Annotated in this window: 12 protein-coding genes; 6 read left to right on the forward strand and 6 right to left on the reverse strand. The window is 42.9% G+C overall.

Annotation, left to right across the window (positions count from 1 at the left end; translation table 11 throughout):
• Positions 1–26: 26 nt before the first annotated feature.
• On the forward strand, positions 27–1,316 hold the full coding sequence (locus tag ACUNWA_RS13970) for a TolC family protein (RefSeq protein ID WP_445592544.1): 1,290 nt from the start codon (positions 27–29) through the stop codon (positions 1,314–1,316).
• A gap of 93 nt (positions 1,317–1,409) precedes the next feature.
• Here the strand turns inward: ACUNWA_RS13970 and yiaK are convergent, their stop codons facing one another.
• The 3 genes from yiaK to ACUNWA_RS13985 form a co-directional block, all read right to left on the reverse strand.
• Positions 1,410–2,429, reverse strand: coding sequence for a 3-dehydro-L-gulonate 2-dehydrogenase (gene yiaK / locus ACUNWA_RS13975; RefSeq protein ID WP_445592545.1), 1,020 nt, complete (start codon positions 2,427–2,429; stop codon positions 1,410–1,412).
• A gap of 11 nt (positions 2,430–2,440) precedes the next feature.
• Positions 2,441–3,127, reverse strand: a complete 687-nt coding sequence (locus ACUNWA_RS13980) for an aspartate/glutamate racemase family protein (protein WP_445592546.1) — start codon at positions 3,125–3,127, stop codon at positions 2,441–2,443.
• A 130-nt stretch (positions 3,128–3,257) separates the two neighbouring features.
• A complete protein-coding gene (locus ACUNWA_RS13985; protein ID WP_445592547.1) occupies positions 3,258–4,052 on the reverse strand; it encodes a 3-keto-disaccharide hydrolase in 795 nt (264 codons plus the stop codon).
• 359 nt (positions 4,053–4,411) lie between these two features.
• Here ACUNWA_RS13985 and ACUNWA_RS13990 point away from each other — a divergent pair, with 359 nt between their 5' ends.
• Positions 4,412–5,455 (forward strand): ATP-dependent 6-phosphofructokinase, encoded by a 1,044-nt coding sequence (locus ACUNWA_RS13990; protein ID WP_445592548.1) that lies wholly within the window; start codon positions 4,412–4,414, stop codon positions 5,453–5,455.
• Positions 5,456–5,544: 89 nt separating this feature from the next.
• Here ACUNWA_RS13990 and ACUNWA_RS13995 read toward each other — a convergent pair whose 3' ends face one another.
• Both ACUNWA_RS13995 and ACUNWA_RS14000 read right to left on the reverse strand, forming a co-directional pair.
• On the reverse strand, positions 5,545–6,255 hold the full coding sequence (locus ACUNWA_RS13995) for a response regulator transcription factor (protein WP_445592549.1): 711 nt from the start codon (positions 6,253–6,255) through the stop codon (positions 5,545–5,547).
• Between the two features lie 93 nt (positions 6,256–6,348).
• Positions 6,349–7,713, reverse strand: coding sequence for a sensor histidine kinase (locus ACUNWA_RS14000; protein WP_445592550.1), 1,365 nt, complete (start codon positions 7,711–7,713; stop codon positions 6,349–6,351).
• Positions 7,714–7,911: 198 nt separating this feature from the next.
• On the opposite strand from ACUNWA_RS14000, the gene ACUNWA_RS14005 reads away from it, so the two are divergent.
• From ACUNWA_RS14005 to lpdA, 4 genes are all read left to right on the forward strand, one after another.
• On the forward strand, positions 7,912–9,003 hold the full coding sequence (locus tag ACUNWA_RS14005) for a DUF1573 domain-containing protein (RefSeq protein ID WP_445592551.1): 1,092 nt from the start codon (positions 7,912–7,914) through the stop codon (positions 9,001–9,003).
• 102 nt (positions 9,004–9,105) lie between these two features.
• Positions 9,106–10,236: a methylmalonyl Co-A mutase-associated GTPase MeaB gene (meaB, locus tag ACUNWA_RS14010; RefSeq protein ID WP_445592552.1), complete on the forward strand. Its 1,131-nt coding sequence runs from the start codon at positions 9,106–9,108 to the stop codon at positions 10,234–10,236.
• A complete protein-coding gene (locus ACUNWA_RS14015; RefSeq protein WP_445592553.1) occupies positions 10,233–11,330 on the forward strand; it encodes a redoxin domain-containing protein in 1,098 nt (365 codons plus the stop codon). Before meaB ends, ACUNWA_RS14015 begins: the two co-directional genes overlap by 4 nt.
• 163 nt (positions 11,331–11,493) lie before the next feature.
• Positions 11,494–12,885 (forward strand): dihydrolipoyl dehydrogenase, encoded by a 1,392-nt coding sequence (gene lpdA / locus ACUNWA_RS14020; protein WP_445592554.1) that lies wholly within the window; start codon positions 11,494–11,496, stop codon positions 12,883–12,885.
• A gap of 152 nt (positions 12,886–13,037) precedes the next feature.
• On the opposite strand, the gene ACUNWA_RS14025 is transcribed toward lpdA, so the two are convergent.
• Positions 13,038–14,771, reverse strand: coding sequence for a Na/Pi cotransporter family protein (locus ACUNWA_RS14025; RefSeq protein WP_445592555.1), 1,734 nt, complete (start codon positions 14,769–14,771; stop codon positions 13,038–13,040).
• Between the last annotated feature and the right edge of the window lie 56 nt (positions 14,772–14,827).

A 14,827-nucleotide genomic window follows, 5' to 3' on the forward strand; every position in this document is an offset into this window, starting at 1 on the left:
CTTTACTAAATAATAAAAAGGTGTTTATGAAACGAATGAAGATCTTCTTGTTGCTTGTTTTGGCAAGCTTTAGTTTACAGGCTCAACCGGTGTTAAGTCTGGAAGATGCCATTAGCCGGTCGCTTGAAAATAATTATGATATCACATTAGTCAAACAGAGAGAGCAGATTGCAGCCATCAATAATAGCTGGGGTGCAGCAGGCCGGTATCCTTATGTGGGGGTGTCGTTAGGGGCTGATTATGCCCTGAATGATAATGCCAACGAGGACTATATTCAGAACCGGTTTTCGGGAGGGGTGAATCTGAATTGGACGCTTTTTGATGGCTTCGCGGTGAAGATCAGCAAGCAACGGTTTGTTGAGTTGGAAGAGCTGTCGAAGCAAAATACGGCGATCATGGTTGAAGGAACCATCCAGTCGGTCGTATTGGCCTACTATGCTGCCTTACTGGAAAAGGAGCGGCTCGACGTGTTAAACGAAGTGATGCTGCTATCCGAAGATCGTTATCGTCGGGCTCAGCAGCGAAAGGATTTTGGCTCGGCTGTGACATTTGATGTGCTACAGGCTCAAAATGCTTATCTGGCCGATAAAACAAGCTACTTGTCGCAGCAGGTGTTTTACAAGAATGCCTTGCGCGATTTGGCATTTTTAATGGCTGATGATAGCGGGGACACTTATCAGTTGAACGACGAATTTGAAGCTATTCCGGTAAATTATGAGTTGGCTGATTTGCAGACCCAGATGATGGGCAACAATAAAAGTCTTAAAAATCAATACATCAGTCAGAATTTGCTTGAGAATGCGATTCTGTCGGCTAAAAGTTCGTATTACCCAACACTTTCATTTTCGGGAGGCGCTGCACACACCCGAACGGGGAACGACTATGAAAACTCTGGTATTTCATGGAGTAACGTCAATAATATGTACGGTAACTTCACACTAAGCTACAATTTGTTTAGCGGAGGAAATCGGAAAAGGGCACTTCAAATTGCTAAGCTGGAAGAGGAAAACGGCTTGGTTGAGTTGGAACAAATGAAGCATGAGCTGGATAATAAGCTGGCGAACTTGTATGAGTTTTATTTGGTTCGGCAGGAGTTGCTTACGGTGGCCCGGGAAAATATGGAAGCAGCCAAACTGAATTTTCAGATTGCCCGTGAAAAGTTTGATAGCGGCTCGATCAACTCCTTTAACTTTCGCGATGTACAGTTGATTTACCTGAATGCTTCGTTGCAGGAACTGCAAGCGATATACAATTTTATTGATACCCATACCGCTTTACTGCGCATGGTAGGCACCATTATTCAGCAATACGAATAAATGGATTGGTCTTCAGTTTAAACGATAAAATTCAGGCCCGGACAGAAAATGCTCCGGGCTTCTTTTTTTTGTCTGCTGTTGTTTCCTGGCTTATTATAAGGCAAGAATTTGTTGCCAAATGTCAGCGTATACCGGAATGCCCAGTCTGCGGTTTTCTTCACGCGTTTGAATAACCCGCTGTCCCGGATAGCGCAAAGATCCTTGAGGCATGACTTGTTCAGCTGAAAGAAAGTCATCCAAGACGGTCTGCAACATTTGTTCCATCGCTGGGAAGTTAGGCAATTGTTTGAGGTCGATGGCAATGAAAATCTGGGATACTCCATATTCATCCTTGTTTTGTTTGGTAAGTGCTGATGTGGATAAACCTGCAGAAAGCATGGTTGCCATCAAGTCCAGTAGCAGCGATAAACCAGCGCCTTTCCAGTAGCCGATGGGTAGGGGGCGGCGCGATTCCAAAATTTCTTTCGGATTGGTACTGAGTTGGTTTTGTCGGTTGAAGCCACCAGGGAAAGGCAATTCATCATTCAGCTGCCGACTATCTTCCATCTTTCCGTAAGAGAATTGCGACATGGCCATGTCCAGAACTATCGCTTCGCTCTGGTAAGGAAGGGCAAGTACCAGCGGATTGTTGCCGAGCTTGCATTCGCGGGCTCCCCAAGCCGGCAGGTTGGCGATGGTATTGGTCCACCCCATAAAGGCAAAGCCTTTGCGCGCAGCCTGCCAGCCGTATGTTCCCCCGCGCATCCAGTGGTTGGTGTTTGCCAGCGCAACGAGTCCTATCCCGTTTGTTTGGGCTAGCTTCATGGCGCGTTCGGTAGCTTGCACTGCGTTGCTTGGTCCCGGCGCAAGTTGTCCGTCCCACTGTTCTATTGCTCCAACTTGTGCTTGGCATTTCGCTTCCAAGTCTGGTTTGATGTAACCCTTTTTGATGTACTCCACAAAACGTGGAAAGCGGTTGACGCCATGCGAGTAGACGCCATCCAAACTATTGTTTGCAAAAATGGCCGCACATGTAGCCGCCTTTTCTTCCGGAAAATTTAAGCCTGTCAGTACTTCCAGAAAGCGCGTCTTCATGATCTCAAAGGAAACTCGGGTAATGTAATCAGAATGCATAGGCGGTTTGTTTAAATGGCAAATTCAACAGCTGCCCGCGCGTGAATCTCCGTGGTGTTAAACAGCGGAATGTCACAATCCTCTTGTTGAATGAGTAAAGGAATTTCCGTGCATCCCAGGATAATGCCTTCGGCGCCCTTTTCTTTGAGATTTTGAATAATTTGGAGAAACCCATTTTTGCTCTCCGGAAGAAACTGATTGTTTACCAGTTCATTTAGGATACAGTTTTGGATGAAGTTTCGGTCATCTTCTTCCGGAACCAATGTTTCGATGGATTGTTCGGCCAGCTTTTCTTTGTAAAAATCGAGCTCCATGGTTTTCTTTGTTCCAAGCAAGCCTACTTTTTTATGGCCTGCCTGGCTGATTTTAGTCGCAGTGGCTTCTCCAATATGAATTAAAGGAACACGAAGGGCTTGCTGAATGTCTTCGGCATATTGGTGAATGGTGTTGGCTCCCAGTAAGAGACAATCGGCTCCACTGCCTTCCAGTTTGAGCGCTGCATGTTTAAGCGTGAGCATGATGGATAGCTGATCATTTTTTTGACGCATGGCATCAATTTCGCCAAAGTTGAGCGAATAGATGATGATGCGCGCCGCATTCAAGCCACCTTTCTTTTCATTCATGAAAAGGTTGATTAGTCGATAATATTCCAGCGTTGATACCCAGCTGGTTCCTCCAACAAGTCCTATGGTTTTCATAGTTGATGTTCTAAGTTAGAATTAATTATGAACAGCGTTTTCGCCTCATGACGTAAACGTGATATGAATGTATGAAAAACAAAAAAGGGTTGCAACGGCAACCCTTTTATATCTTTGCAAAAAGCGGATTTTACATTTCTTTGATTTTAATGTTTTTGAACCAAACATCGTTTCCATGGTCTTGCAAAGCGATGAAACCTTCTTTGGGAACATCAGCCCAATTTTCGTTCAACCCAGGAAATTTACTGTTGGCAACCATCTCATTCCAATCGTCTGTCCACAAGTGGTATTCAACAACCACTTCACCATTCTGTTTGTGTACAACTGTTCCTTGATAGCAAATAATCTCAACACTATTCCATTCGCCAGCAGGTTTGGCATTTTGTGGCTTGGCAGGAATCATGTCGTACAGCGATCCGGCCATGCGGTTGCCATCTTTACCCAACATGGCGTCTGGATGACGCTCGTTGTCCAGAATCTGCATTTCAGGAGCAGTTTTGTAAATTGGCCAATCTTCAACTTCTTCACCCAAGTAAAAAATACCGGAGTTTCCACCTTCTGAAATTTTCCAATCCAATTTCAGTTGGAAGTTTTTGAATTTTTTGTCGAAAAGGATGTCTCCACCATCTTCAGCACCGGCTTCTCCTTCACCAGAGCCTTTACACATCATGGTCCCATCAGCAATTTGCCATCCCGTAGGGAAATGGTCTTTATTAACTCCACGCCAGCCTTCCGGTGTTTCTCCATCAAATAGAAGCACCCATCCGGCTTCCTTTTCAGCGGCAGTTAATGTATTGTCGGCTGCAGGCTCTTCCATTTTCGCCGATTTTTCTCCTTTTGTATCTTCTGTTTTTTTAGTGCCTGAATTACAGGCTGTCACAAATACTAGAACAGAGGCAAACAGTAGCAAATAGACTCGTCTCATAGGTAATTAATTTTTAGGTTTTCGATTTAAATTTGAGATAATTTAAAATGATGGTACGAATTTAATAAAAAACTTGGGTATTTACAGTAGGCTCCAATAGTGAGAATTGTGCATAATGGTTGGGGCAAAAATGGGTGAAAAGAGGGAAGGCAAGAAGCCCCTGTGAGGCATTTTAATGTTCGGGGGCAGAATTAGAATCCGACCGGACAGAAACCCTATTCATGGCTGTAGGTCAGGCTATCCAAGAGATTAAGATTAATGAAAGTGATTTTTTTTGAAAAAAAGCGAATTACTTTTAGTAATTTAGATTGATATTTTAACTGGCCACAAGCTCGTGGTAATTTCAAAATTAGTATAGTATGAGTACTGAAAAACCAAAGCGAATTGGAATTTTGACGGCCGGGGGAGATTGCCCGGGACTAAATGCAGCCATTAGAGGAGTTGGGAAAACAGCGATTGTCGATTACGGAATGGAGGTTATTGGATTTACCGCTGGATTTTCGGGTCTGATTGAAAAAGATTTTGTTGAACTTAAGGAGTCACATTTGTCCGGCATTCTGACTTTGGGAGGAACCATTTTGGGAACTTCGCGAGAGAAACCGTATAAGGTAGTAAAAGATGGAGAAAATGATAAGCCGGAGCTGATTAAGCAACACTATCAGGAATTAGGGTTGGATGCGATTGTTTGTATCGGAGGCAACGGAACGATGAAAACAGCTGCCCGGCTTCAGGAGGAAGGCTTGAATATTGTTGGTATTCCAAAAACCATTGATAATGATGTTTGGGGAACGGATGTTACCTTTGGCTTTGATTCGGCTGTGCAGATTGCCACCGAAGCTATTGATCGTCTACATACTACTGCGAATTCGCATCAGCGGGTGATGATTATTGAAGTGATGGGACACCATGCCGGATGGATTGCTCTGTATGCCGGAATGGCTGGTGGTGGTGATATTGTTCTGATTCCGGAAGTGGAGTATAACATTCGTTCGATTTGTAAAAAAATAGAACAACGTTACCAAAGCAATAAACCGTATTCGATTGTGGTAGTTGCGGAAGGTATTGAGCATCCGAAAAAGGTATCTGCAGCCGCGCATGTTGGCGAGGCCATTCATACGTTTACAGGCATAGAAACCCGCGAAACGGTATTGGGTTATGTTCAGCGTGGAGGAAGTCCCAGCCCGATGGACAGAATACTGGCTACCCGCTATGGTTCGTTTGCAGCCCAATGCATTGCCGAAGGAAATTTTGGTTCCATGGTCGCGGTGAAAAATAATTTATTGACAACGGTTCCTCTGGAAGAAGTTGGTGGAAAACTGAGTCTCGTCGAAGCGGATAATCCACTAATTCTGAAAGCTCGCAAAATGGGGGTCTCGTTTGGTGATGAATACGAACTGATGTAAGGACTTACGATTAAGATAAATTAAAATCCCTGCTTTTTTAGCCGGGATTTTTTGTTGGCAGACGATCCTTTTTTTAGCGAAAAGTCTGGTCATTGTTTTTCAACCGGCGCATTAAACCGAAAGCCTATTCCGTGCAAATTAATGATCTTAATGTTGGAATCACTCTTGAGGTACTTGCGTAAGCGGGAGATAAATACATCGAGGCTTCGACCCAGATAATAATCATCAGACCCCCACACATTTTTGAGGATATCCGACCGGCTAAGCACCGAATTGGCATGGTCACAGAAATACTTCAACAGTTCGGCTTCCTTATAAGTTAAGGTGCGTTTTTCATCTTCATATTGAAGGGTTAGGTTGTCAAACAGGAAATTGAAGTGTCCAACCTGGTAGTTGTTCAGCTCTTCAGCTTCAAGTACATCGGTATGGCTACGTTTCAGGAAAACCTTAATGCGAAGCAACAGCTCTTCCATGCTGAAAGGCTTGGTAATATAGTCGTCGCCGCCAATGGTAAACCCATTGATTTTATCTTCTGTCATGGCCTTGGCTGTTAAAAACAGGATGGGAATGGACTGATCCTTTTCACGAATTTTTTTGGCTAGTGAGAACCCGTCCAACTTGGGAAGCATCACGTCCAGCAGGCATAGGTCAAACGAATTATTGGTGAAAATCTCATAGGCATCCTGTCCATTTTCGGCGGCTTTGACTTCATAGCCAGCCTCCTCCATATTGTCGCGTATGATGAAGTTGAGGGTTTTATCATCTTCAACCAAAAGAATTTTTTTTCCGGTAAGTTCCATAGTCAAGTTCTGTGAAATAATTAATGTCCTGTTCCTATTTTTGAGCGTCTTGAGCATCAGGTGATCAGGAAAATAAGCAATAGGTCCTGACCTCTATTTTGGAATTATGATGGTAAATATACTTCCTTTTGCCGAATTATCAGAGACTTCAATTTTCCAGTGGTGGCGAGAAATAATTTTGTTGACATAGTCAAGTCCCAGGCCAAAGCCTTTTACATCGTGAATATCCCCGGTTGGAATTCGGTAGAATCGGCCAAATATTTTTTTCCGAAATTCCTTGGGAATGCCAATTCCATTGTCTGCGAATTGTATGCGAATATCTTTTTTTGTTTGACGGACTGTTACCTCTATCTGAGGTACTCCATCGCAATATTTGATCGCATTATCCAGAATATTGAAAATGACATTCGAAAAATGCAAGGTGTCTGCTTTGACCTTCACTTCTTCCATTTCGCTATGGAAATTGATGCTGTATTGATTGCCGTTTTGGCTGGTCTTAAAATCAGCAATGCTTTTTTCTACAAAGTGTTTTAAATCAACTAGCGTTAAATCCAGCTTAAGTCCTTGTTTTTCGATGCTGGCCATTTGCAGAACCTTGTCCACCTGGGCCGATAGGCGGAGGGTTTGTTCGCTAATGATTGAGGTGTATTTTTTCAGTCGTTTGGGGTGCTCGAGTATTTTCGGGTCTGAAATAACCTTGGACGAAAGATCAATCGAGGCGATGGGCGTTCGAAATTCGTGGGTGAGGTTATTAATGAAGTTTTTCTGAATTTCGCTTAGCCGGCGCTGTTTGAAGATGACAAACAAGGTGTATCCGAAGAATAGAATAACAAGGAGCAGAAAACCATTGACCACATACCATGCATGCACCTGGCTGCTGTAGTATTTTGATCGGTTGGGAAAGGAAACGCCAAAGTAATAAGTGTACTTTTCACAAATGGGTAGGCCACATTCGGTCTTCGCTGTTTGGGTTTTATAGTGTTTTTCAAACAGCCGTTCTTCGGCTTGGCATTCATCTGATTGGTTGCTCGTGAGGTAATTCGCGGTTGTTGAGTCGTTGTTTTCCGTAAGGTATTTTCCGTATACCATCTTTTCGTTTTCACAATCGTATATCGCGTATTCAAAATCAACGTTTAGGTTGTGATTCTTGAATTCCTGGATCAGAAAATGTTCCAATAAACCCGGGTGAATATCTTCGTTTACATTGACAACGTAGTAATTGTTTGATATTTGATCTACCGCATTGGGTAAATTTACTTTGGCACTTGATCCATGAACTTGTTGGTTGTAGGAAACCAATTTGTGCGCTACACTATTTAAAGCCTTGGTGGTCGATTCGTGAAACTTCTTCTCATTCAGGTTAACGGTATTCCTTAAGAAAAAGAATTGAATCAGGATAATTCCCAAAACAGAAAATGTGGCTAGAATAATAACGTATCTTATTGTGTTTCTTCCCATTTTACCTATATACTCAATTGACAACCACGAAACTACTTATTCTTTAGGAAAGCTGCCCGGTGTTAACAATTCATTAACAAAAGTTAGTGATGCATTAACACCTATGGGGATGAAGCTTTTATAGCTTTGTTTGTGCGTAGTTCACGCGTGATTGTTATCTTTGATCAGAAAATTAACACCTCATATAAAAAATTGGTTATGAAGAATTTTTTCACTTTTTTAGTACTAATCTCATTTGTAGCAGGCACTTCCAGTGTGGCACAGACAGTAAAAGCTAAAATTGATTTTGAAACACAGGAGCATGATTTTGGTACGTTTAAAGAAGAAGATGGTTCACAAACCTATAATTTCAAGTTTGTGAACAATGGTGCATCACCACTCATTTTAAATAATGTTCGTGCCTCTTGTGGATGCACCACTCCTCAGTGGACTAAGGCTCCCGTAGCTCCGGGGCAAGAAGGATTTATAAAAGTGAGTTATAATCCTCGTAACAGACCCGGTCCTTTTAACAAAACCGTCACGGTAACATCCAACGCTGAGAATGCAAATACGATATTAAGAATTAAGGGAGCAGTTGAGCAGCGAGAGAAAACGCTCGTTGAGTTATATCCTCGGGAAATCGGTCCGCTACGTGCCAAGACCAATCATATTTCGTTTGTGAAGATTACGGAGAACGAAGTGAAAACGGAAGAGCTGGAAGTGATTAACGACACAGATGAGTCGGTAAGGGTAGAGTTTAAAACACCTCCCGGACATCTGACTGCAAAAGCAATTCCTGAAACAATTCCAGCCAAGGGAAAAGGAAAAATTGTGGTGACTTATGATGCTAAGCAATTGAATACTTTCGGTTTTATGATGCACCGCATCTATCTAAATATTAACGGAGAGTCGAATTACCGCAATTCGATAGGTGTGTCTGCCACTATTGAAGAAGATTTTTCAAGCCTGACAGCAGAAGAGCTGGCCAGTGCTCCGGTGGTTTCGTTTAACGAGAAAGCACATGACTTTGGCGATATTAACCAGGGCGATGAAGTGGAGTACACCTTTAATATTAAGAATGAGGGACAACGTGATTTAATTATCCGTCGGGTTAAAACCTCCTGTGGGTGCACCGCTGTTACACCCGAGAAGAAAATCATTTCTAAAAATGAAGTGGTTCCTTTAAAAGTGAAGTTTAACTCAAAAGGAAAACGAGGACGTCAGAACAAGTCGATTACTGTGATAACCAATGACCCGAAAAACCCAACAACGATATTGCGGGTTTCAAGTAACATTAAGGTCACCGGGTAACAGCAAAAAAATAGGAAGAATTAAAAGCCGCTTCATTTTTTTTGGAGCGGCTTATTTTTTTGTTGTTAACCTAAGTTTTACCTTCGTAGAAATTTTCTCAAAATGAGTACAAAAAAAAATTACAACCATATCGAAAACGACAAACAATATAAAGGGCTGAATGTGAATAAAGGCATCGATCAACCCGAAACGTTTAACGAAGATTCTATTCAGCGTTTTTTGAAGAGTAAGCGTAAAAAAATCAAAACGGCAGCGGACTATGTTGACGGTATTTTAGCAGGCAATATTACCACTCTCAGCCAGGCGGTTACCTTGGTCGAAAGTTCCAAAAAGGAACATCAGGAGGTTGCCCGCGAAATTATTACCCAATGTTTACCTTATAGCGGGAAGTCGCTGCGCATTGGTATTACCGGTGTGCCGGGAGTAGGTAAAAGTACCTTTATCGAATCGATGGGGAAACATATTACCCGGCAGGGTGGGAAACTGGCTGTTCTGGCTATCGATCCCAGCAGCGAGCGTTCTAAAGGAAGTATTTTGGGAGATAAAACCCGGATGGAAGAACTTTCGTCCGATTCCAATGCATACATTCGTCCTTCCCCGTCGGCTGGCTCTTTAGGAGGAGTGGCCCGCAAAACCCGCGAAACAATTGTGCTTTGTGAAGCAGCTGGTTTCGATACCATTTTTATTGAGACTGTGGGGGTCGGACAAAGTGAAACGATGGTGCATTCGATGGTCGACTTTTTCTTGTTGTTGATGCTCTCCGGAGCCGGCGATGAGTTGCAGGGTATCAAAAGAGGCATTATGGAAATGGCGGATGTCATCACCATCAACAAAGCCGATGGAAACAATATTGATAAAGCGGAAATGGCACGCGTGCAGTACTTAAATGCTTTGCACTTGTTTCCACCAACGGAGTCAGGCTGGGTGCCAAAAGTCTTGACTTGTTCTGCTTTCCATCATATCGGAATTGACAAAATTTGGGAGACCATTCAGGAATATATCAGTTTAGTGAAAAAAAATGGTTATTTTCAGCACAAGCGAAATGAGCAATCCAAGTTCTGGATGTACGAAACGATTAATGACCACTTAAAGTCTGATTTCTACCAGAATAACGCGTTAAAAGAACTGACTGCAAGCTTTGAAAAGAAAGTGTTGGGGCAGGAGATGAGTTCATTTGTTGCGGCTCTTGAATTATTGAAAAACTATTATCAATCAAAAAAAAATGACCAATGAGAAATTTAGGTTTATTTATTCTTCTGTTACTTTTTATTGCTGGTTGTCAGAGCAATTCAGCCAAATATCAGCTTAATGGTACGGTTGCCGGGCTGGATTCTGCCCTTGTTTTCCTTGTGAAAGCAGAGAATGGACGACCAGTTACAACCGATACAGCCAATCTGGTGAATGGCGAATTTTCCTTCGAAGGGGCGGTTGATATACCAGAGCTTCATTACCTAAGGATAGGGGAGCGTGATTATTTTGCTCAGTTCTTTCTCGAAAATGAGAATATTAACGTGGAAGCTAACATCGACAGCTTGCGCAATACGAAAATCATAGGATCGCCAATTACGGACATGTTTAATGAGTACCTGGATGAAGTTCAGCTAATGCAGGAAAAAATGAATGAATACCAACAGCAATATTCAGCTGCCATGGCTGCCGGAAACCAGGACGAAGTTGAGCGGATTCGGATTGACGCTGAGGCAGCCAATGATAACATGCAGGTTTACGCCAAAAACTTCGTTAAGGAGCACAGTAATTCCCTGGTTGCTCCATTCATCGTTTTAACACAGTTAGCTCAACAGTTGGAGTATACTGAGTTGAAAGAGTTAGTTGATTTGTTTCCGGCTGAGTTGGATTCATCGGTGTACACCAAGCAACTGAAAGAGTTTGTTGCTGAAAAAGGCCGGACTGCGATTGGTGTTCAGGCGCCTGAGTTTACCATGAATGATGTGGATGGAAATCCCGTCAGCCTATCTTCTTTCCGTGGTAAATACTTGTTAGTCGATTTCTGGGCAGCATGGTGTGGTCCCTGTCGCAAAGAGAACCCCAATGTGGTGAGCGCATACAATAGCTTTAAAGATAAAGGCTTTGATATCTTGGGCGTTTCGCTCGACCGGGAAAAAGATGCGTGGCTAAAAGCTATTGACGATGATCAACTGGCTTGGACGCAAGTTTCCGATTTGAAATACTGGCAAAACGAGGCAGCTCAATTGTACGGGGTTCAGTCGATTCCTCATTCAGTATTGATTGATCCGGAAGGTAAAATTGTTGCCAAAAACCTGCGAGGGCAGGATTTGCACGATAAATTAAACGAATTGCTGAACTAAAACAGAAACCGGCCAAAGCGCCGGTTTTTTGTTTTAATAGAGACTGGTTTTTAAATAGCCCGATGGACTCCGGGCTGTTTGACTGTATTCACGTATTTTGAAAACATTTTGGTCGTTGAGCTGTTTTTTTTAGCGATCAATCAAATTCAGTTAATCAATTATTATGAGTTACGATGTATTAGTTATAGGAAGTGGTCCTGGTGGTTATGTTGCTGCTATTCGGGCTGCTCAACTCGGTTTTAAGGTAGGCGTTGTTGAAAAAGAAAATATTGGAGGCGTCTGTCTCAACTGGGGATGTATCCCGACTAAATCCTTGTTGAAAAGTATGCAGGCTTTTGAATATGCCAAGCATGCCGCTGATTATGGCGTCAGCATTTCTGGCGAAGTAAAAGCTGATTTTCCGGCGATGGTCAAACGTAGCCGTGAGGTGGCTGGTGGAATGAGCAAGGGTGTTCAGTTCCTGTTTAAAAAGAATAAAATTGAAATTATCAACGGATATGGTCGGTTGAAAGACAAAGGTACCGTTGAAGTTGAAGACGAAAAAGGGAAGAAAACAAGTGTTTCGGCCAAACATATTATTTTAGCTACCGGAGCACGCTCTCGTCAGCTGCCGAACTTGACACAGGACGGCAAGAAGATTATTGGCTATCGCGAAGCCATGACCTTGGATAAACAACCCGAATCGATGGTCGTGGTTGGCTCGGGTGCCATTGGTAGTGAGTTTGCGAACTTTTACCATGCTATTGGCACAAAAGTAAGCTTGGTAGAATATATGCCTACGGTAGTTCCGAACGAAGATGAAGAGGTGGCAAAAACGCTGGAGCGCTCCTTCAAGAAAAGTAAAATGAAGGTGATGACCAATGCATCGGTCGAGTCGGTTGACACGAAAGGGAAACTCTGCAAAGTGGTGGTGAAAACCAAAAAAGGAGAAGAAACGCTGGAAGCGGAAATCGTTTTGTCGGCTGTGGGCATTGCTCCTAATATTGAGGAAATAGGTCTGGAAGAAGTCGGTGTTGAGGTGGAAAACGGGAAAATTAAAGTTGATGATTTCTACCGCACCAACGTGGAAGGCGTTTATGCCATTGGCGACATCGTACATGGTCCTGCCTTAGCTCACGTAGCGTCAGCCGAGGGAATTACCTGCGTTGAAAAGATTGCCGGAAAAAATCCTGATCCGGTGGATTACGGAAACATCCCCGGATGTACCTATACCAGCCCGGAAGTATCATCGGTAGGAATGACTGAGCAAAAAGCCAAAGATGCCGGGTACGAAATTAAAGTTGGGAAATTCCCGTATTCAGCCAGCGGAAAAGCCAGTGCTGCCGGTCAGAAAGAGGGGTTCGTTAAACTTATTTTTGATGCCAAATATGGTGAGCTGTTAGGTGCTCATATGATTGGAGGCAATGTGACAGAGATGATTGCTGAAATGGTGGTAGCCAAGAAACTGGAAATTACCGGGCATGAGCTGATCAAGACCGTCCATCCGCACCCAACTATGAGTGAAGCAATTATGGAAGCGGCAGCGGCAGCTTACGATGAAGTGATTCATTTATAATGTGACGATAAATTTTAAGGTTGATTATCTATTAAAAAGCCGTTTCAGGATTAATTGCTGAAACGGCTTTTTTTTTTTGATTCTTGCGGGGGAATCAGTCGTCGACTCTTCGAGCTATAAAAGCGAAGGCTTGCCAGGAAATAGGGCTGATGCTAATAGATCTTTTCAATGACCGGTTTTTCCTGAGATACCAATAGGCTGACGACTTCATCGGCCAGAACCCCCATTTTTAAGAGTTCGGTATAGATGTCGGCATAAATAACGCCGACCTTTGTTTTGTAGCCTCCTTTTCGCAGGTTCTTAAAATGCTCCTGCTGTAGCTTGTCGTGATCTTTTTTGATGTTTTGCATTAAGGATCTGAACTCATGGAAGTTTATATCTAGCTGTCCATCTCTGACTACGCCAATCATTAAGCAAAAGAGCTCCGATATTCGGTCGGAAAACTGGAGCAGATTGCCGTACATATCTTCATTAAATTGAAGTTTGCCGGATGTTTTTCGGCTTATCGCATTCGATATCGAGTAGCACGAGTCGGCAATACTTTCAATATGAGTGGTTATTTGCAACATTTTGTTGATATTCTCAGCCGACTGATGACTGAGTTCCTGCTTGGAGACTTCGGTTAGATAAGCTGCTATTTCCACTTCAAGCTGATCGGAGATCTCTTCATATTTCTTAATCTTGTGCTGATAATGCGTGATTTTTTTAGATGAATTGGTTTTCATCAGTTCCCGGGTGTGATGAAACATTTTTTCAACCCGTTCGGTATAGACCATCAATTCTTTTCGAGCCTGTAAGATGGACAGATCAATGGTCGAAAGAAGACCTGTGCTAATAAACTGCAAGCGAAATTCTTCATCGTCTTCTTTTTGTTTGACGATTTTGACGATTAGCTTTTCCAATGGCTTAACAAACCAGATCAGAATAAAAGTGTTTAGCAGATTAAATATCGTATGAAAAATAGAAAGCGCAATGGGTATCGCAGCGGCCGTTTGCTGACTTGTCTGTCCTGCAGCAACCATGGGGGAGTCGAACCCATTGCTTACCGTAATGGAACTAATCAGGTCGAGGAACGGGAAAAAAACGGGTAAGATCAACAACACACCGATCATGTTGAAGAATAAATGTGCAGTGGCTGTTCGCTTGGCAGATGTGTTGGCGATTAATGCGGCCAGGTTAGCGGTAATGGTTGTTCCAATGTTTTGACCAAGTACCATGGCTGCTGCCATGTCAAAGGCAATCCAGCCATTAAAGCACATCACCAGCGTTAAAGCCATCACCGCACTGGACGATTGGATTAACATCGTTAGCAGAACCCCAATCAGCAGGAAGATGATAACAGACCAATAGCCATAATTTGAAAAGTCTGTTAGAAAACGTAAGATCTCCGGATTATTGTTGATATCAGGTGTCGAGTGATTTAAAAAGTCAAGACCGATAAAGATAATGGCAAAGCCGATGATCACGCTTCCCCAGTTATTCCGGGTGGTATTTTTTGAGAAAAGTAGTGGGAAGGTCAAGCCAATTAAGGGTAAAACCAGCATGCTGATTTCAACTTTAAAACCCAGAATGGAAATGAGCCAGGCGGTTACGGTAGTCCCAATATTAGAGCCCATAATCACCCCGATTGATTCGGCAAAAGTGACTAGCCCGGCATTGACAAAACTGACAAGCATGACCGTTGTCGCTGATGACGATTGGATGATGGCAGTAATTAGAAAACCAGTAAATATGCCTTTGAAGCGGTTGGAGGTCATTGCCGATAGAATTCCTCTCATGCGGTCTCCGGCAACTTTTTGAAGGGATTCACTCATCAATTTCATACCAAAAAGGAAGAATCCCAGCGACCCGAGCAACTTGAGCAGGTCAAATATCGAATAGTTCATAGTTCGTTGAAAAAAATTTGCGCTAAATATATCATTAATCACTATGTTGGGCAAAA

The organism is Sunxiuqinia sp. sy24 (genome assembly GCF_052677165.1).